Origin of the sequence: Schaalia cardiffensis (assembly GCF_016405145.1) — a bacterium.
Lineage (GTDB): Bacteria > Actinomycetota > Actinomycetes > Actinomycetales > Actinomycetaceae > Pauljensenia > Pauljensenia cardiffensis.
The window spans coordinates 1-17,979 of the sequence record NZ_JAEKIA010000003.1; the positions used below are offsets into that span (position 1 = coordinate 1).

16 protein-coding genes and 1 pseudogene are annotated in these 17,979 nt (G+C 60.4%); 8 read left to right on the forward strand and 9 right to left on the reverse strand.

Annotated features, from left to right (window positions below):
* From JFX23_RS02325 to JFX23_RS02340, 4 genes and pseudogenes are all read left to right on the forward strand, one after another.
* The coding region (locus JFX23_RS02325; RefSeq protein ID WP_233050505.1) for a hypothetical protein at positions 1 to 749 on the forward strand (749 nt) is incomplete at its 5' end.
* Positions 750 to 860: 111 nt separating this feature from the next.
* A pseudogene (locus tag JFX23_RS09635) lies at positions 861 to 1,022 on the forward strand (Abi family protein); the annotation flags it as partial.
* Between the two features lie 561 nt (positions 1,023 to 1,583).
* Complete coding sequence (locus JFX23_RS02335) at positions 1,584 to 1,742, forward strand: hypothetical protein (protein ID WP_198775556.1); 159 nt, start codon at positions 1,584 to 1,586, stop codon at positions 1,740 to 1,742.
* A 403-nt stretch (positions 1,743 to 2,145) separates the two neighbouring features.
* Entirely contained in the window at positions 2,146 to 2,658 is a 513-nt protein-coding gene (locus JFX23_RS02340; protein WP_416153015.1) for a DUF4143 domain-containing protein, read from the forward strand.
* Here the strand turns inward: JFX23_RS02340 and JFX23_RS02345 are convergent.
* Complete coding sequence (locus JFX23_RS02345) at positions 2,604 to 3,029, reverse strand: hypothetical protein (protein ID WP_198775558.1); 426 nt, start codon at positions 3,027 to 3,029, stop codon at positions 2,604 to 2,606. The genes JFX23_RS02340 and JFX23_RS02345 overlap by 55 nt on opposite strands.
* A gap of 153 nt (positions 3,030 to 3,182) precedes the next feature.
* Between JFX23_RS02345 and JFX23_RS02350 the strand changes: the two genes are divergently transcribed.
* The 4 genes from JFX23_RS02350 to JFX23_RS02365 all read left to right on the forward strand — a co-directional run bounded on the left by JFX23_RS02350 (position 3,183) and on the right by JFX23_RS02365 (position 7,638).
* The gene (locus tag JFX23_RS02350; protein WP_198775559.1) at positions 3,183 to 4,868 is read left to right on the forward strand and encodes an ABC-F family ATP-binding cassette domain-containing protein; all 1,686 of its coding nucleotides are present in this window, start codon (positions 3,183 to 3,185) and stop codon (positions 4,866 to 4,868) included.
* Between the two features lie 711 nt (positions 4,869 to 5,579).
* Positions 5,580 to 6,230: a DUF6318 family protein gene (locus JFX23_RS02355; protein ID WP_198775560.1), complete on the forward strand. Its 651-nt coding sequence runs from the start codon at positions 5,580 to 5,582 to the stop codon at positions 6,228 to 6,230.
* 519 nt (positions 6,231 to 6,749) lie between these two features.
* Complete coding sequence (locus JFX23_RS02360) at positions 6,750 to 7,091, forward strand: hypothetical protein (protein ID WP_198775561.1); 342 nt, start codon at positions 6,750 to 6,752, stop codon at positions 7,089 to 7,091.
* A 244-nt stretch (positions 7,092 to 7,335) separates the two neighbouring features.
* A complete protein-coding gene (locus JFX23_RS02365) occupies positions 7,336 to 7,638 on the forward strand; it encodes a hypothetical protein (protein ID WP_198775562.1) in 303 nt (100 codons plus the stop codon).
* Here JFX23_RS02365 and JFX23_RS02370 read toward each other — a convergent pair.
* The 8 genes from JFX23_RS02370 to JFX23_RS02405 form a co-directional block, all read right to left on the reverse strand.
* On the reverse strand, positions 7,611 to 8,789 hold the full coding sequence (locus tag JFX23_RS02370) for an Mbeg1-like protein (RefSeq protein WP_198775563.1): 1,179 nt from the start codon (positions 8,787 to 8,789) through the stop codon (positions 7,611 to 7,613). The genes JFX23_RS02365 and JFX23_RS02370 overlap by 28 nt on opposite strands.
* A 314-nt stretch (positions 8,790 to 9,103) precedes the next feature.
* Positions 9,104 to 9,826: a phosphatase PAP2 family protein gene (locus JFX23_RS02375; protein WP_198775564.1), complete on the reverse strand. Its 723-nt coding sequence runs from the start codon at positions 9,824 to 9,826 to the stop codon at positions 9,104 to 9,106.
* Positions 9,823 to 10,398, reverse strand: a complete 576-nt coding sequence (locus tag JFX23_RS02380; RefSeq protein ID WP_198775565.1) for a YchJ family protein — start codon at positions 10,396 to 10,398, stop codon at positions 9,823 to 9,825. Before JFX23_RS02380 ends, JFX23_RS02375 begins: the two co-directional genes overlap by 4 nt.
* Before the next feature lie 289 nt (positions 10,399 to 10,687).
* On the reverse strand, positions 10,688 to 11,722 hold the full coding sequence (trxB, locus tag JFX23_RS02385; protein ID WP_198775566.1) for a thioredoxin-disulfide reductase: 1,035 nt from the start codon (positions 11,720 to 11,722) through the stop codon (positions 10,688 to 10,690).
* Between the two features lie 75 nt (positions 11,723 to 11,797).
* A complete protein-coding gene (locus tag JFX23_RS02390; RefSeq protein ID WP_198775567.1) occupies positions 11,798 to 13,201 on the reverse strand; it encodes a hypothetical protein in 1,404 nt (467 codons plus the stop codon).
* Entirely contained in the window at positions 13,194 to 14,945 is a 1,752-nt protein-coding gene (murJ, locus tag JFX23_RS02395) for a murein biosynthesis integral membrane protein MurJ (RefSeq protein WP_198775568.1), read from the reverse strand. Before murJ ends, JFX23_RS02390 begins: the two co-directional genes overlap by 8 nt.
* Positions 14,945 to 17,317, reverse strand: coding sequence for a DUF6049 family protein (locus tag JFX23_RS02400; RefSeq protein ID WP_198775569.1), 2,373 nt, complete (start codon positions 17,315 to 17,317; stop codon positions 14,945 to 14,947). The genes murJ and JFX23_RS02400 overlap by 1 nt, the downstream gene beginning before the upstream one ends.
* The gene (locus JFX23_RS02405; RefSeq protein WP_005962825.1) at positions 17,318 to 17,854 is read right to left on the reverse strand and encodes an NUDIX hydrolase; all 537 of its coding nucleotides are present in this window, start codon (positions 17,852 to 17,854) and stop codon (positions 17,318 to 17,320) included. It abuts the gene before it with no gap.
* Positions 17,855 to 17,979: the final 125 nt, after the last annotated feature.

Here is a 17,979-nt window from a genome sequence, read left to right on the forward strand (position 1 = left end):
CGTTCGCGTTCATCGGCGCTCGGCAGATCGGGCACTTGGGGCGCTTGTCAACACTCACCCGCTCATATAGGCCCCACCCCTATGGGGAACGCGACTTTACGCGGTCAGATCAACGAAAAGTCCGGGTCGATGCCACACTTCCTTGCCGGTATCCCTGGAATGTCGCTCTTGGTCAAGCACTCATGCACGACATCGCACACTTTGAAATCGCGCTGCGGAATGCCTACGACGCAGCTATAGGAACACGCTGGTCAGGCGGTGTTCATTGGTTGCTGGATTCTAATTCACCGGCGGTGATGCCGATCTGGAGGATCAAGAAGGATAGATCGGGTCTCAAGCGCGGAAGCGACGTGAACTATCGGAATCGTCGTGCCGTTGACGACGCGATACGGAAGTGTGGTGGTGCAAAGGCGACAGCAGGGAAGGTGATGGCAGAGTTGAGCTTCGGTTTTTGGAGACACCTAACTTCTGCATCACATGAGAAGACCGTATGGGTTCCGTATCTCCATCACGCGTACCCACTGCGAACCGACCGTGCCACTATCGACATGATCATTGGCGACATCAATGATGTAAGAAACCGGATTGCTCACCATGAACCGATTTTCGATCGGTGGAAGAAACCTAGTCAGGAGCCGGACATTATTCATGAGAGCCTAATGGAAGTCTTCAAGATGATTGCTCCTGATGCGGCGGACTATGTCAAGCAATCATCAACCGTAACCAAGGTATTCGGACAGCGGCCTTGATTTGAGTGTTGTTCCTCGGATTTGCTGTAGACCGTACTACTCGGTTGGGGCTTTGTAGCCACAGAATACGGCAAGCAGCGACGCACGGCTAAGTTCGGCACGCAGGAGTTTGTCCTTAACTTCGTTGAAGGTTACGACAGCGAGGTTCCCATCTGGGTAGCAACGGAGTTCATGACGATGGGCTGCCTGGTCAGTCTCCTGGATCTCGTGGCTCCTACGGACCAGCGCAGGATCGTTCGCGAGCTGAGCGTGAAAAACCAGGAGGTCCTCTGAGGGTGGCTGCGAGCCTTGAATGTGTTGCGCAATCACTGTGCCCATGGCGATCGCGTGTGGAATCGTAAGGCTGTCTTCCAGTCGGATCGACTCAACCTTGCCATGTTGGAGTTCCCAAATCTTCTTGCACACCTCCAAGCTTCCACGAAAGCGCCGGTGGACCACCGCGTGTGTTTCCATGCGGCTACCTCCGCCTACCTTCTGAGAGCGTTTGACCCGAAGACTTCCTGACCTGCCCGCTTCGTTGATGGCATGGCAACCTTTCCTCAGTCGGTTGAAGCGCTTGGTCTGAGCGCGCAGAGCACGATGGGTTTCTCTAAAGACTGGCGCAGTCAGAATCTCTGGCGATAACGAACTCGCTTATGTTCATCGCTGTTTGAACAGCCCTACTTCTCTGGAGATGGCGAATCTTAGATTTCAAATATGGCGGATTATCGATCTCGCGTGGCAGACAGCGAGTTGCAGCAGCGGATGTCGGCAACTGGTGCCGTACTGATCAACGGACCGAAGGCCGGCGGATAGACGAGAACAGCGCAACGCGTAGCGAAGACCGTCCTTCGGATGGATATAGACCGTGCCGCCCGTGCCACCGCTCAGATCCAGCCCGAGCAACTGTTCATGGAGACTCCGCCGATTGTCTTCGATGAATGGCAGGAGGTCCCAGAGTTGTGGAATCTCGTGCGTCGTGCCGTGGATGACCATGAAGGAAAGGGGCTCTAGATCCTGACGGGCTCTGCGCGCCCACGGGACAACGCACGCATGCACTCAGGGGCCGACCGGATCGGGCGCCTCCGAATGCGGCCGATGAGTCTGTTCGAGACACGACACTCCAGTGGACAGATCAGCCTTAAGAGATTTCTGATTGGTGAGGATCCGAGTGGACGGGCAGAGCGGCTGACAATTCATAATCTGCTTGAACGAATCGTTATTGGTGGTTGGCCGGATCTTCTGGACGCTACTGAACGTGCAGCCCGAACTTGGTTGCGCGACTACCTTCGCAATGTCGCCGAGGTCGATGTGCCTGGAATGGGACTGCGTAGGAATCCCGCCAACATCGAAAGACTCCTGACCTCTCTGGGACGATCCGCGGCGACGCCGCTCAACCTTACGGCCCTAACCCGCGATGTGGGGAGGGCCACGGGGAGCGGTCGCATCAGAAACGCTGTCCAACTACCTCGACGCTTTGGACAGACTGATGCTGGTCGAAGCGATTCCAGCCTGGCAGCCGCACATGAGATCTCGAACCCGACTCCGCACAACACCGGTCAATCACTTCGTGGATCCTTCGCTCGGGGCATCGGCACTCGGTCTGGGAGTTGACGAGTTGTCGAAAGACCTCGAAGCGGCGGGACTGCACTTCGAATCACTCGTCGCCCGAGACCTTCGGGTCTATTCACAACCGCTCGGAGCGGCGCTCTCATCTTGGCGTGACTCTCGGACCGGTGCGAAAGTCGATATCGTCCTCGAGCTTCCCGACGGTACGTGGGCTGGCATTGAGGTCAAACTGGGGGAGAACGCTGCAGATGAAGCCGCTGCCTCCCTGTTACGCATGGCCGCCAAGATCGACCATGACCGACACGGCTACAAGCGAGCGGACGGCGTCTGCGTCGTTCCCATTACCGCATTGGGCCCATGATCGGAGTGAATGACAGGGAAGGTTTCCATGCGGATCATCCCGGACGCGCCTAAGAATGCTGAGACGCCCCGCTGAGACCCTCGTCGTGGTCGGGCATGGAGAATTCCGCTTTTCGACATGAGTGGGCCGATTTCCTGCCATAACTCGCCCTCTTCGGCGTCAGACAGAAGGATGCGGCGAAGGGATGCGATGGTCATGACGGGCATGTGCATACGGCGGACGTTGATGATCATCGTGGAGTCCTGAAAGTAGGTGTTCATACGGTCGAACGCTGCGCTCATCTCATCCAGCCGTGCACGCTCGCAGGACAGGCGCTCGCGATGATTGGACGTGGTGATGCGCAGACCCTCAGGATCACCACGGTTCGCCATGATCTCTCCGATCTCATCGAGCGGAAGCCCCGACGCTTCGACACGGGGCTGGGTTCGATGAGCACGCGTGCTACCGTGACGGCATGATCGCGTGAATCCCCTCGGCCCAGTCCGACACCTTCCCCGTCCGCATCGATGCACCCAGGAGCACCCGTGCCCGCGATCACCCTGACTGACCTCACCTTCTCCTACACCGCTGACCCCCTTCTTGAGGCCGTGTCCTTTTCCGTCGTCAACGGGGAGCGCGCGTGTCTCATCGGGCCGAACGGCTGCGGCAAGTCGACTCTCCTCTCTCTCGTCACCGGCGACCTCGTCCCCAGGTGCGGCAGCGCTGAGATCACGGGAATCAAGGGCGGGGCCGCGGGCCTGCGACGCGCCCCGGACGTCCACGCGATGACCGGTACCGTCGGAGACTGCCTCGATGCGGCGACCGCGCCGATCCGCGCGCTCTCCGCACGATTCGAGGAGGTGAACGCGGCGCTCGCCTCAGGTCCGTCCCCGGCCGAGGAACGGCGCCTCAGCCGTGAGTTCGACGAGCTCCTCGTTCACATGGAGACTGCCGAGGCGTGGAGCCTCGACGTTCGCATCGAAACGACCCTCGCCGGTCTCGGCCTTTCCATCATCGCCGGAAAAACGGGGCGAGCCCGTGATCTTGCGACCCTGTCCCCCGGCCAGCGAGGTCGACTCGAACTCGCCGCCACCCTCCTCGCCTCGCCCTCCGTCCTCGTCCTCGACGAGCCGACGAACCATCTCGACGCCGAAGCGGCCCGGTACCTGTCGGCCCTCCTCAAAGCCTTCGAGGGGCCGATCCTATTCGCGAGCCACGACCGCGCCTTCATCGATGAGACCGCGACCGTCCTCCTCGACCTCGACACCGCACCCTGGCAGGCGCTCCTCACTGCGACCGGTCAGGCTCCGCTTGCGGGCGTGCACCGCTGCGCAGGAGGCTACGCCGACTACCTCGAGCGCAAGGCGAAGGCTCGCGCCGGACATGCCAAGCTCCACGCCGCCCAGCAGGAGGAGAAGAAGTTAATCCGCGTGCACCGGCGTTCCGCCGAGGACATTCAGAAGGGTGGGATCCGACTCAAAGAGGCAACACCCTCCCAAAGGAAATTCTTCGCAGACCGAGCCTCAAAGACGATGACGCGCAGGACCCGAAACGACGACAGGAAGATGGAGGCCCTGGAGTCGCGCGAGGTCCGCAAGCCCCGCGAATACCTCCTCTCAATGGACCTGCCGCCAGTCAGGGAGGCGAACGCTTCCGTCGCTGTCGCGATCCGACACGCAACCGTTCCCGGCAGACTCGCGCCCATCACTTTCGACGTGCGCACGGGCGAGCACCTGCTCCTCACCGGCCCGAACGGCGCCGGCAAATCGACGCTCCTGCGGTGGATCGCAAGAGGCACTGCTCCGACCGCCGATTCGACCGGCTCCATCGACCTCGACGGGCGACTCGCCCTCGTCCCCCAGCGGCTCCCCGAAATGGGTGACCCCGGCCTGGATGCCAAGACCTGGGAGTCGGGCATCGGCGAAATCGGTGCGGGAATCCTCCACCCCTCGATGTGGGCCCGCCCGGTCGGTGAGCTCTCGGCGGGGAATCAGCGGCGCGTTCAGCTCGCCCTTGCTGTGGCCGCAGCTCCCGAAATCCTTATTGTCGACGAGCCGACGAACTACCTCGACCTCGATTCGATCGAAGCCCTGGAAAAGGCTCTCGCCGAATGGAACGGCACGCTCCTCGTCGCGAGCCACGACCGCTGGCTCCTCGAGCATTGGGCAAGGGAGAAGATCGAGTTGGAGCCTGCGGTGGGAACACGGAGTCCCAATCGTTCCGATTCGTGAGACGGCGGGTCGCCGATTTCAGGAATGATGGATCGTCCACTTCGTGTAGTGGACGACACACCGCAGTAGCGCATGTCGTCCATTGGCTCTACTTCTTGTGACCGCACGACAGCTCTTTCAAATGTCAAGCGCTGAATCCACACTGTCGTACAAAGAGGAACCGATGAGCACGGTGGACTGTACATGTGGATGATGAAACGAAGAAGCGTACTGCAACGATCGCTGAGGACTTCGGGTTCGATCTGTCTTCGGTCACTCGGGCGTTTTATCGGCAAATCGTGCGTGAAAACAGGATCCTTCACCTAGAGTTACGGCGAGCTAAATCGGGAATCGCGTGCTGCACTCGCGAAAGCCAGGAGAATCGCTGCGCGGCACATCTCGCTATGCCGACGCCGAGGAGAGGCTCGACGCGCTCGACATCTGAAGTGCCCACGTGTTGCGTCCGGAGCACGCCTCGCAGTTCGAACCTGACATCAAGCGATTGAAGAAGAAGTGCGTTGACCTCACCTGCTCAAGGGTGTTGTGCGTTTGCTCCTCCTATTCCCATTCTCTTTTCGAAACAGGCGAGCCTACACCGCGACTACACCATCAAATTGGAGGAGCGAGTAGCCACAGGTCCACGGCAACTGCCTGAGAGTCCGAGTTTTCGTTTCTGTCCACAGCTTGTGGGAAGTGGTGGAGTTTCTCTGGTGGCTGCTTTAGCGTGTAAAGATGACACGCTCATTCCACGCTGCCCGGCTGCTTGTGTTCGTCTTGGTGTTCTCGGGCCTCGCGATGCTCTCTGGCTGCTCGCTAGTCTCACCCAGCGGTGCTCAGTCAGAGTCTGCCGCACAGTCCGCCGATGTCGTGATGTCGGGCGATTACATCCTCAACGAGGACGGCACCCTGAGGAAACCGCATGTCACTCCCTCAGTGCCGACGATGGACAAGGCGGCTTTGCAGTTCAACGAAATCGGAGCAGCTCAAGCCGCATACCAGTTCGTTGAACTCGTCGAATACGCGTGGACCACGGGGGACACACAACCACTAAGCGACTTTTCCGAAGAGCGCTGCACCTTCTGTCAGTCAACGATCGAGCAGATACAGACTCTCTACGAGCAAGGCGGATGGGTGAACGGAATGAGACTCACCGTCACAGAGAAGACACTCAACGCTCCCATTGACGAGAGCACTCCTAAGGGAAGTGAATACGCGAACTCATATGCCGTCTCTCAGGTCGTCGAGACCAGCGAATTCGACTTCTTTGCTTCCGGACGCCTCAACCACAATCCTGCAGCTCGGAACACGATGGAGCTCTTCATTCATTGGACCGGCTCCGATTGGAAAGTGGCCGCAGGAAGAATCCTGGATGAATCTGAGTGACGCAATGAGCAGAATCCCCAAGCCCCAGCATCTCGCGATAGTCGTGAGTCTCGCATGGATTGTTTTCTCACCTTCAGTGGCATATGCAAACGACGGAATTAATCTCAACGTATGGGGACAAGGCGATGAAATCTCCGCCGAGGGAAACGTTCGACACTATCAAGCGACCCCTGTACCCGATTCCACCCCCGCTGTGCAGGGTCCTGTTTTCAGTGTGGGTGATGGCATTGAGGTGGATGTTTCTTCGGCGGATGAGTGGAATCGGGCTCTTGAAGAGTGCCTCGCCCACGCCGCAAACGGGCCGATCCTTCTTCAACAATGCCGAATCATCCTCGGACTCGAACACCCCCAAACAAGCGAAACCCCAGACTCTGACCCTGCCACGAGTACTACTCCCAGCGTTGAATCCCTCTCCCCCCCCGCCAGATCATCAACTACGCGCACGCCCAACACACCATCAATGGTGCAGGGCTTGCCTGGCAACCCAAAACAAACGCCCTCGTCGGACTACCCACCCTCGTGCACGTCACCTCACCCACACAAAACACCACACTCAGCCTCTTTGGCCAAGCAATCTCCATCGCTTTGGAAGCCTCACACTTCTCCTACGACTTCGGAGATGGCTCCCCCACCCTAGAAACCACCGACCCGTCGGCTCCCTATCCTGTTCAAACCCTCAACCACGTCTACACCCAAACATCACCCGGGCGCATCATCACCCTGACAACAACATGGAATGCGACCATCACCTACCCTTCTGGGCGCAGCGCCTACCTCGCCAACGCCCTGACCAGTACGGAAGCCTCTACCCCCATCACAATCCTTAGAGCGACAATCAACCTCATCCCCTCCGACAAATAACCACACCACACCACCACACCACCAGACACATACCCACACCACAAATAGTCGGGAAGCGCGCTTACTTCTGGAGGAAGGAAACACTTTCACCCGTGATCACCGGAGGCTTCGCGAAAGCACCAGGCACCCCGCGAGGCTGAAGCGACGCCCTCTTCATGGAGAAGGACAAGACCTTAGCGTCGCAAGAAACACCCGAGCGAGCAGAAGCATTGGCTTCGGAAGAGACACTGACCTCAGGAGACGTATGAGCGGGTACATACCTCGGGTTCACCTCTCCACCCCGCACACCCACATTTCCGCTCTGCGCACCCACGCTCTGCCTACCCTCACCACCGCCCAGCACACCCTCACCGCCACCCTGCACGCTCTCATTTCTGATCTGCACACCCCCACCGCTGAGCCACGCGTCCTCGTCTCTGCGCTGCGTGTCCTCGTTTCCGATCCGCGCACCCGTGCCTCCGCCCTGGGCAGCTTCACCGCTGCACTGCTCACTCGGTATCGCCCGACTCTATTCCCAGCTCAGGACTCATTAGATGCGTGTGAATGACTTTTCTCTTCGCGACCCTGGCGACGAGCTATCGCTAGCCCCTCGTGTGCCCGCTGTTCCTTCTTCCGCCCCGAGCCACGCAGGCCCGAGGTCGCAAGACTCTTCAGCATGTCGAGGATCGCGGCCCGCACCTCTGGATCGAGGGCGGCAATGCGATCCCGGACTGCCGGGATGCTCTGCTGCCAGGACTCCACGAGATCGGTGACGGTTTCGACCTCGGGAAGCGTAATGATCGAATAGATCGCGTCGACGAGGAGCTCGCGCTGCTCGGGAGAATGGTCGAGGAGCCAGGACGAGAGGATCGCATCAATGCGGCGCGCATCGAAGCTCAGCCCGTTCGCCCTCGCAAAATCCTTCCCCTCCACGACCCAGGAGAAGGGATCATGCTGGAGAGGTCCCAGATTCGTGGACTTCACGACCGTGTACGCATAGGACTGGTCGAGGAACATCCCGACGATCGAAGACTGCGGAACGGTCCTGTCGACGCGCTCCTCGATCGCGCGAAACCCCGGTTCGGCGAGGATCTCCGGCACAAAGCCCGGTCCGTCGTGGGAGTAGACGCGAAGAAGTCGATCGCCCAGCAGCTCGGCATTGCGAGCTGCCGCATAGATTGCGAGATTCCCGCCCTTCGAATGACCTCCGACCAGGAGCTTCGCATCCGTCCTTGACGCGAGGGCCGTGAGGTAGTCGGCGGCGCATTCCTGGGCGGGCACGGGTGCCGCGAAAGTCATATTGAAGTCTTCCTTCCACCCGACCAGGGTCCGGTCGGTCCCACGGAAGGCGACATACAGAAGATCGGGGCCGAGGACGTAGGCGCAGGCGGCGAACTGCTTCTGCTCCGCATCGTCAATATCGTCAACGCAAAAGCATTGGCGGATCGAGCGGAAGCGTGGGCTCGCCGCCATTGCGAAGAGGAGCCGCTTGCACTTCTCCGGGTCCCACACGGTCCAGAAGAAACGGGGAAAGCACTCGGCGCGCAGGAGATCGCGAAGCTCGACGCCTCTTTCGGTGGCCGCTTCGGGAAGGTCGGGCAGGATGCGGAAGTAGGAAGCCCAGGACAGGATCAGCGAATCCACGGGTGTGAAATCTTCGGCCGCGATGGGCGTGAGGGAGCGTTCCACGTAGTCGACGATGTCTTCGTTCGCAGCCACGGTGTCTCCGATCTTCCTCGGCCGGGTTGATTCTTCAGCCTATCGCCGAGGGCGGGCTGTGAGCGTGGTGAAAGGCCGAGGGCCGGGGGACGGGTGCGGTGAAAGGCCGGGGGTGTGGGTGCGGATGCGGGAAAAACCGAGGCTAGGGAACCGGTGTGGGTTTGGGGAAAGGCCGAAGCTGGGGTTCCGGGCTGCTGAAATGTCGAGGTCAGGATGCGGGGCGTTGAGAGGCTTGAGCCGGGGTGGGGGTAGTGAAAGGCTGGGGTGCGGAGGTGTGGCAAGGAGGAAAGAGCATGAGATTCGCTCCTCCCGATTCAGGTGTTGCCCACAAGCAGTTCCGCGACGATAAGTGAGGACGCCGTCCCGACTAAGGCACCCGCGACCACATCGGAAAACCAATGCGCCCCCAGATACAGGCGCGTGAAAGCAATGAGGACGATCAGAGCGATCGCGCCCGCAATGACGAAGCCTGTGATCACTCGGCCCTTGAGCCTGGGGACGGGCCCGCCCTCGTCGTTCGGAAGACGATTCCCAAGGTGACGAAGTATGAGGATCACCCCCGCAACACAGGCCGCAGCGACAGCAGTTGTATGCCCGGAAGGGAAGGAGTAGGAACCTTCCACAACGAGGCGCTCGGGAATGGCTGGGCGGATGCGTTCGATGAACTCCTTGATGAGCGCAGTGATCGCCGAGGAGGACACCATCGCCGCAGGAATGACGAATCCTTCCCGCCAAGAACCGCTGAGCACACGAATCACACAACCTAAGACGATCGTCCACGAAACCGCAAGCAGTGGTGCGAACACATTCGTCACAACCAGCATCACCTGTGTCAGTGCAGGAGTACGCACGGCGACCAGCGCATCCAGGATGCTCCGGTCGAGATGGGCGACTTGGGGAAAATGAACGACGAAACCGAATAAGGGGACGGTCAGCAGCATGAGGATTCCCCAAAGGAAAAAGCGGGGAGTGGTCGTGCTCGCCGGGACAGCGAAGGACTCCGCAGAGTCCGGGCACTGCTCTTCTGTCTCGTTCATCGGACATCCCCATCGACGTAGACCCATCTGCCCGCGCGACGAAGGAAGCGCGAGCGCTCGCGCATCGACTCCACAGCAAAGGAGGAGAAGACAGGATCGAACGGGGGCTCGTTATCTGAAGGTGAAGAGCCCTTTCCCGAAGCCGAGGAGTCGGATTCGGCGGGCGAAAAGGCAGCACCGGAAGCTGAGGATGCGGTCCCGGCGGTACCCTGCAAAGCCCCGGAAGCCGGCACAACCCGGGAAGAATCCACAGATTTGGCGAAAGAGCGCCACGAGGCGATGAACTCGACAATCCCCTCTGAATCGTTCTCGCCACCCCCGCTGAGGTCCACGATCTGCAAGCCGAGCCACTCAATCTTCGGATCACAAAAGGGCGGGGCCGGCCTCGTCTTCGGATGCCAGGAGCGGAACAGGTGATCCTCGTCGCCAAGCACATACGCCGAATACCGTGACCTCATGAGGGCGAGGGCGCTCGGCGCCGCCTCACCTGCGAGGATCGGAGAACAGCACCCTCCAAACGACGCGCCCGAGCAGCAGGGGCAAGGATCGCGCGGCGAAGGCAGAGTCGTCATGCGTGCCAGGGTATCGCGCCGCTACGAAAGCGGCGGATTCCAGCTCATGACCAGTAATCCTCACAACCATTCGTCTGCACAACTACTCGTCTTCGCAAGCAATGGCCGTTTGCCCTCGTCTTCACAAGCCGTGGCCGTTGGCCCTGCTTTCGCCTTTACCCTCCTCCTCGCCCGGAGCCACCGCCCTTCAAAAAATGCGGCGAGATGCAGCGCGACGCTTCGCGGGCACCTCCAAGGCACCCAAGAGGTCAAAGCCCTGAAGCCGACTCCCCGGTGGAGCCGAAAGAACTCAATCGTTCAAAGCCGCCAGCCAACGCTCCGCATCAAGGGCCGCGCGGCAACCGGAACCCGCCGCCGTGATCGCCTGACGGTAGCTGTGATCAACGGCGTCACCACAGGCGAAAACACCTTCAACGCTCGTGCGGGTCGAAGGCTCCTCAACTGTGATGTACCCGGCCTCGTCCAAGGCGACATCCTCGGCGAGGAAACCCGTACGCGGCAGGTGGCCGATCGCGACGAACACGCCATCAACGCCGATCTCGCGCATCGACTCATCCACAGTCGACTGCAAACGCAGGCCCGTCACGGCCTCGTCACCGAGAACCTCATCGACAACCGCGTTCCACTCGAACTCGATCTTCGGATTCGCCATCGCCCGATCCGCCATCGACTTCGAAGCGCGCAGCGCATCACGGCGGTGCACAACAATGACCTTCGAGGCGAAATTCGTCAGGAAGGTCGCCTCCTCCATCGCAGAGTCGCCTCCGCCGATCACCGCGAGAACCTTGTCTTTGAAGAAGAAGCCATCGCAGGTCGCGCAATAGGAGACGCCGCGGCCAGACAGGCGATCCTCGCCCTCGACATTCATATGACGGTACTCGGAACCGGTCGCGAGGATCACGGAGCGCGCATACAGGAGCTCATCATCAAGGGCGAGGACCTTCACATCCCCCGAAAGGTTCACGGCGGTGACATCCTCGTAGCGGATCTCAGCACCGAACTTCTCGGCCTGCTCGCGCATCTTGTCCATGAGTTCGGGCCCCTGAACACCTTCGGGGAAGCCCGGGAAGTTCTCAACCTCAGTCGTGTTCATGAGGGCACCGCCCGCGCTAATAGCACCCGCGAGGACAAGCGGATTCAAGCCCGCACGCGCCGTGTAGATCGCAGCCGTGTAGCCCGCTGGGCCAGAGCCCACGATGATGACATCGTGGACCTTCGCGCCCTCGGGGAGTTCGGAGGAGGGACGAGGCGCGGGAAGCGAGGCCTCTTCAGAGGGCTCAACGACGGGCGCGGTGACAAGACCGGGAACGAGATTGAAGGACATATCAATCCCTTTCTCCGCCTGAAGGCGGACTACCTGAGGGGCGGGCACCTGAGAAAAAGTGCCTGCCTGCAGGGACTATTGGACGGACAGTTCAGAGACCCACGCCCACTCGTTCCCGTCGACCGAGGTCGGCATGGACCTGAAGGACAATGCGAGCATCGAGGTCTCAACGGGCTGGGGGAGCTTAATCTCCGTTGAAGGAGACAACGCTGAAGTCGTGAGTTGTGTTCCGTTCCGAGGATTCGAAGGGTCAGTGACATTGCGCACGACAAGTTGTCCGCCCGAAGTCGAAGGATCCATCTCAAGGGTCACGGATGAGACTGTCGCAGTGCGTTCAAGCTTCACAACAAGAGTCACAGCAGATTCGTCAAGGAACTGATTGTTCTCGAACCAGCGCGAATGCCAAGAGGTCGAGGAGTCGCCGTCAATCATCGCGACGGCCTGCTCGGGGTGATCCCCCTGATCGTCCGACCAGGACAGGACCGAAACGGAGCTGATCTTCGGAGCGAGTCCCTCTGCAGAATCGCCATCTTCCTCCGAGCCGTCCCCAGCGCCATGAGCCGCCGATTGAGCATCGGCGAGCGACTGTGCGAAATCAATACTGTTCACGGGTGCGAAGGCTGTGGTGAAGGACCAGAACGCGGCAAGGATGGTGAGAACAACGGCAAAAATGAGGGTCGGTTTCGTCGGGTCGATTAAATGTCCCTGCCCGGGAATCTTCGAAGAGCCACCCGACGCACCTGCGATGGTCGGGATGGCGCTCGTCTCTTCGAGGGCACCGGAAATCAGCGTGGGGGTCGTGTTGTGGCGTTTCGAGGACTGCCCCTTCGAGGGATCCTTGCTGCCAGATTCTGTCTCGAAGACCATGGGCTCCTCGAACTTCTCTTCTTGGACGGGCTCTTGCGCAATCGGAGCTGGGATACCAGTGCCCTTCGTTGTGGCGCCGCTGGAAGCGTTTTCCTCGTCTCCTCCGGCAGGGGCGCTGGCGGGGTGGGGAGGGGCAGTGGTGGGATGGGCAGGGGCAGTGTCGGGAGGGGAGAGCGGGTCTCCATCTGCGGTCCCAGCCTGCGAGTTCGCTCCTTGCATCTCAGCTCCCCCATCCTCGGGGGCGGGCGGCATCGGGGGAAGCGAGGAGTCGGGTGGAGGTGGAGGCTGGGGAAGATCCTCAGCAGGCTTGTCCAGTTGCGAGGAGCGAAGCGAGTCCTTCGCCGACACGATCTTCTCGCGCATCTTTGATGTCCAAGCAGAAGCGCTGGAGACCACTGTCGAGGCCCACGCCTCCTTCTTTGACGCAGGAGAAGCAGCCTCCTCAATCCCCTCGTGCACAGGAGAAGAAGACTCCTTCACTTCATCTTCTAAAGAGTGGAGGACCTGTTCAAAGCTCGGCAGGGGTTCTTCAGGGCAGGAGCCTTCCCCTGCGCTGTGCATCGCGTCCTCGTCCATGAATCCCCCAATGTCGTTGCGGTGGTCGTCAGCCATTATCCTCGACCTTCCTCGGACTCGTCTGAAGCGGCGCGGCGAGGAGGATGCGCACCCCGTTGGGAACCTTGAAGCGGGCGAGCAATGGGGCGATCGTGCGAGCCGACTCACCTGGGGCGATGAAGCGAAGCGCGATCAGATATCCGAAGGAGGCGATCAGGGTCACGAGAAGCATCTTCCCGCTCGCAATGCCGATGCGCGCCGAGGTCGATTCCACGATCGTGTGAACGCCCACAGCCCACAAAGCCCCAAACGCGAGCAAACCGGCGATAAGAGCGGAAGCGAAGAAGGAGGAGTACGAGCGCAGCAGTGACGCCTTGTCGACGAATGCGTTGCGCTTCGACACCCAAGCCACGGCGATGACACCCTGCACGAGGCGGCATGCCGTTTCACCGAGGGCGGCGCCGACAACCCACCAGGTGGCGCCCGTCATGAAATACATGCCCCAGCCGACGATCACCTGAATGATCGTCGGACCGATGCCCATGAGGAACACAGGTTTCACATCCTCGTAGGCGAAGAAGACTCTCTGGCTCATGAGGACCATGCCCGTAGAGGCAACGCCCGGCATGAGTGCCGCAAGGATCCACGCATACCCGGCGATGATCTCCTGATTCGAATAGGAGGGCAAAACCATTTGCGTCATCGGAACCGAACCCGCGATAAGGATCGCGGCGGCCAGCAGAGTCAGCGAGGTGATCGTGCGGACGCCCATCGTGTACTGTGCGGCAACACCCCGATCATCGCCATCGGCCACGGCCTCGGCCATTCGGGTGAATATCGCGGTCGTGAGGGACACGGTGATGAGCGACTGGGGGAGCATGAAGATCATGAAAGCCGTCGCGTAGGCGCTGATCCCCGCGAATACTCCGTCATGGGTTTTCGCATAGGCATCCGCGAGGGCCGCCAGGTTATTCGTCGATAAGACACCGACCTGGCTGACCCCAAGAGTCGCGAAAGTCCATCCAGCGACCTTCGAGGTGGAGCCGAAGCGAGTGCCGCGGAAGTGGAAGTCCGGCGTGAAACGGATTCCCGCGCGTTTCATCGGCACGAGAAGGATCAGCGCCTGCGCGATCACGCCGAGAGTCGCCGAACCTCCCAAAAGCCAGAACTGTGCGGAGGTGAAGTCCGCGACCTCAATACGGTCCTCCGAACTGCCCCAGATCGCAAGGAAAGCGCCCAGGCCCGCAATCCCGACAAGGTTATTGACGACCGGCGCCCACATGTACGGGCCGAAGACGCGGCGAGCGTTGAGCAGCTCACCGAGCAGGTTGTACAAGCCGTAGAAGAACAACTGCGGCAGGCACAAAAGCGCGAAAAGGATCGCGAGGGTGCGGATCTCCGAGTCATAGCCCGCGGCCGTGATGACGACGAGAAGAGGCGCGGCGACCATCGACAGGATCGTCACAATGAAAAGCAGGGTCCCTGCGAGAGTGAGGAGACGGTTCACATAGGTTTCACCATCGTGCTTGCGCTTCAAGGCGCCCACGATCTGGGGGACGAGGACGGCGTCGAAAACACCGGAGGCGAGGAGATTGAACACCGTGTTCGGCAAAGTGTTCGCCGTCTGGAACGCGGCTGACACGCCACCGCCAGCAGCGCCGATCGCGGCGAGCAGCATGATCGAACGGACGAACCCGAGGATGCGCGACACCATCGTGCCGGAGGCCATGATCGCACTGGCACGCAGAATCGACGAGCGCTTCGCAGAGGGGCTTCGCTCGGGGGCCGTTTCAGAGGTCATCAGCTTCCCATCTGCTGGTCGATTGTGTTGGAGTCCCCGTCGGGGGTGGAGTCGGTTTCCAGGGGATCATGCTCTTCGGTAGCTTGAGGCGAGCCCGGGCTCGCAGTACTCTCCTCGTTTCTCTTGTCGAGACGTTGACGAAGTGTTCTCACAAGGCCAAAGATGAAGAGGAGGGCGAAAGCTGCCGCTGCGCTGATCGTGATCGCATCCTCCCAGCCTGCGCGCAAACGCACGAGGACCTTCCGTGAATCCTCAAGGACCGAACCATCGGGAGTCGTAATCCGATACGTCACTTCCACATCGCCTGAACCGATAGCTTCAACGGGAACAGTGACGGTCGAGACTGCGCCTGCGAGGAGCGTCACTTCAGAGGAGTGGGCGATCCTCAGTCGCGCATCGGAGGGCAGGAGAGTCACCTTCACGGTGACATCCAAAGGCAGATCATTACGGACCCGCACGGGAAAATCCGCGGACTTGTTGATGAGGTTCACGGCCCCCGCAGGTTCTGTGGCGACACGTGAACGCAAACCCGAGACTCTCGCAGAGAACTGGGAGGCTGCGGTGAGCTGCTCGTCGGGTGAGAATCGTGCTGAGATGACTGGGAGGATCTCACCCTCGATCTCCGCAAGAGCTTCCTTCGGGTCGCTCGTCGCATTCGCGAAAGAATACGCCGAGATGAGGGCGTCGCTCAGAGTGGAAACGGCTGTAGCTCCCTCCCAGGACAGTGCACCCGGCTCAACGATCATGCGTTCCACGTCGGTCGGCTCAGACTCCGCGATATCTGAAAAGCTGATTCCCGTTACCCACGGCGAGTCGAAAAGAGCACGGACCCTGACCGCAAGATCCGCGTTCGGAGCGGTGGAACGATCGGAGGTGAGGAACACGGTTCGCGAAGAAGACGGACGATCATGGGCGATGATCGCGGTGATCGCCTGGAGGGCCTGTTCGGCATCAAGCTCATCGGCAGTGTTCGTCGTTTGCCAATCGAGGATCTGCGAGAGTGAAACGTTTGGGATGAGGACCCTCGCGCTCTGCTCACTCGCCCCTCTCATGGAGATTTCCCCTGTGGTCGTGTCCACTTCTGCGAGGGCAAGTGAGGTGAAGTCCAAGTCCTCATCGGGTTCGAGTCGCCCGAGTGGTGCGATGCTCACCCCATTCTTCGCGGCTTCGAGTTGCCAGGTCCCGAAGGTGTAGGCAGAGGGCCAGGCGACATGACGAATGATTGAAGCCGGAGCCGCGTCCTCGTCCTCGGTGTCCTGCGAATCCTGTGAAGGAGAAGCGGGGGGCATCTGCTTGTCGTTGTGCACTCCGTTGCCCTGGCCGTTTGCGTTGACGTTGCCTCCTTGTGATTCGCTGGAATCAGAGGAAGAGGAGGATTGCGCCCCGGACTGAGAGCTTTGCGAGCCTTCGGGGGAGGCCTCGTCATCGGAGTTCTTGGCCGAAAGTTTGCGCAGCTCCGCGATAGATGCAGGGAAGCTTTCAATCGATTCTGTCAAGCGCGTGCTCAACTCTGAATTCCCCGCCAGAGTGACAGTTCCCGGGTCGGCGTCCCCCCTCGGCAGGGCAACGATCTCACGACCGGGGGTGAGAAGGGAGCGGAGGAAAGCCTCATCGGTTTTCACCTTCTCACGAGTCTTCTGCTCAGTTATCTCCTCATCCTTTTGAGGAAGGGAGGGTAGGAGCGCAGCATCCATCGCGAGAGTCGCCCCCGGGATTGAGGCGATGGCAAGCGCTGCGCGGCGTTCCTCCTCCTCTCCCTCAGTGTTGACCGAAGTCCAAGGAATAAGAGCGCTGAGGCGCGAGGGAGCGAAATCAGCCCCGGAGTCCCAAAGTGCGATCGTTGCATCCCGGCCCGAAGCGCCATCTGAGAAGACCTCAACGGTGAGGGCCCGCGGACCCCACGCGGATTCGTCGTCGAAAGGCAAGTTCTCAGCGGAAATACGTAGTTCGAAACGATGAGAAGCGTCCGCCTCAAGGTTCATTTCAAGATTCGTCGCACTGATCGTCGACCCGATCTGCGCATCCACATCGAGTTCCTCTTCGAGATCCATCACGGACGAGGGGGGTGTCGTCGACATGGATACGAGGATCGCGGGAGTTGTGAGGGTGCGTCCTGAAGTGTTTCTCAAGGCACCCGAGATGACCAGGTCCTCATTGTTTTTCATCACTCTCGGCGAGAGTGAATTGATCGACACTTCAATGCCATGAGATGAGGAGGCTTTCGCAAAAAGTGAGGGGCGCGATTGAGGATCCGAGACCCCTGGCAGGGACGCCTCTTCATCGGCGAGGGCGGGCGCTGGAGCGAACACGCTGATGATGAGCAGGCTCATGGAGATCAGCACTGTGATGAGAGCAGGACGAGCGCGCCGCATTTACAGTCCCCGATACAAAAGGTCGAGGGCGATCGCCACGATTCGCCTCTCATTGGGGTATGCGAGTCGATGGGAGCTGTCCTTCAAAGGAATCCAGGCGGCTTCCTCGGCCTCGTGATCCGGGTCGTGCTCAACGGTGATGAGACCGGACTCGTAGCCCATCAGATAGTGGTGGACAACCTTGTGGACGCGGTGGTCTGCTCCGGAGAACCAGTAGTCGATGCTCGCGAGGTGACGGATGATCCTTCCATGAATACCGGTCTCTTCGGCGACCTCGCGCAGGGCGGCCTGCTCGGGAGTTTCACCCGCTTCGAGGTGGCCTTTTGGCAAGCACCATTCAATCCGGCCTGCGCGGTTGCGCCGGGCGATCAAGGCGGCGTAGGGGATCCCGTCAACGACATCGACGACGATGCCTCCTGCTGAAGTCTCGGAAGAAACGGGAAGGTGAGGCGAATGAGAGTGGGATGCGTGCGAAGAGGGACGACGACGCGGGGGGCTGGGAACCCCCTGTCGAAAGTTCGTCGGTCTGGCAGGCATGAGTCCACTCTAGTCGGCGAGAGGCAGGGAGGCGCTTTGCCCACGCCAAGTCGGATTCGCCACGCCCGTTCGGAGCATTCCGTCACCTCAGCACGCTGTTCCTGCGCCGAGTCGGATTCGCCACG

Coding starts and splice junctions, on each gene's coding strand:
- JFX23_RS02380 (WP_198775565.1), bottom strand. CDS start 10,398: ATGACGACTCTGCCTTCGCCGCGCGATCCTTGCCCCTGCTGCTCGGGC.
- JFX23_RS02345 (WP_198775558.1), bottom strand. CDS start 3,029: ATGGCGAACCGTGGTGATCCTGAGGGTCTGCGCATCACCACGTCCAAT.
- JFX23_RS02335 (WP_198775556.1), top strand. CDS start 1,584: ATGGATATAGACCGTGCCGCCCGTGCCACCGCTCAGATCCAGCCCGAG.
- trxB (WP_198775566.1), bottom strand. CDS start 11,722: ATGTCCTTCAATCTCGTTCCCGGTCTTGTCACCGCGCCCGTCGTTGAG.
- JFX23_RS02365 (WP_198775562.1), top strand. CDS start 7,336: ATGAGCGGGTACATACCTCGGGTTCACCTCTCCACCCCGCACACCCAC.
- JFX23_RS02390 (WP_198775567.1), bottom strand. CDS start 13,201: ATGGCTGACGACCACCGCAACGACATTGGGGGATTCATGGACGAGGAC.
- JFX23_RS02375 (WP_198775564.1), bottom strand. CDS start 9,826: ATGAACGAGACAGAAGAGCAGTGCCCGGACTCTGCGGAGTCCTTCGCT.
- JFX23_RS02405 (WP_005962825.1), bottom strand. CDS start 17,854: ATGCCTGCCAGACCGACGAACTTTCGACAGGGGGTTCCCAGCCCCCCG.
- JFX23_RS02340 (WP_416153015.1), top strand. CDS start 2,146: ATGTGGGGAGGGCCACGGGGAGCGGTCGCATCAGAAACGCTGTCCAAC.
- murJ (WP_198775568.1), bottom strand. CDS start 14,945: ATGACCTCTGAAACGGCCCCCGAGCGAAGCCCCTCTGCGAAGCGCTCG.
- JFX23_RS02355 (WP_198775560.1), top strand. CDS start 5,580: ATGACACGCTCATTCCACGCTGCCCGGCTGCTTGTGTTCGTCTTGGTG.
- JFX23_RS02400 (WP_198775569.1), bottom strand. CDS start 17,317: ATGCGGCGCGCTCGTCCTGCTCTCATCACAGTGCTGATCTCCATGAGC.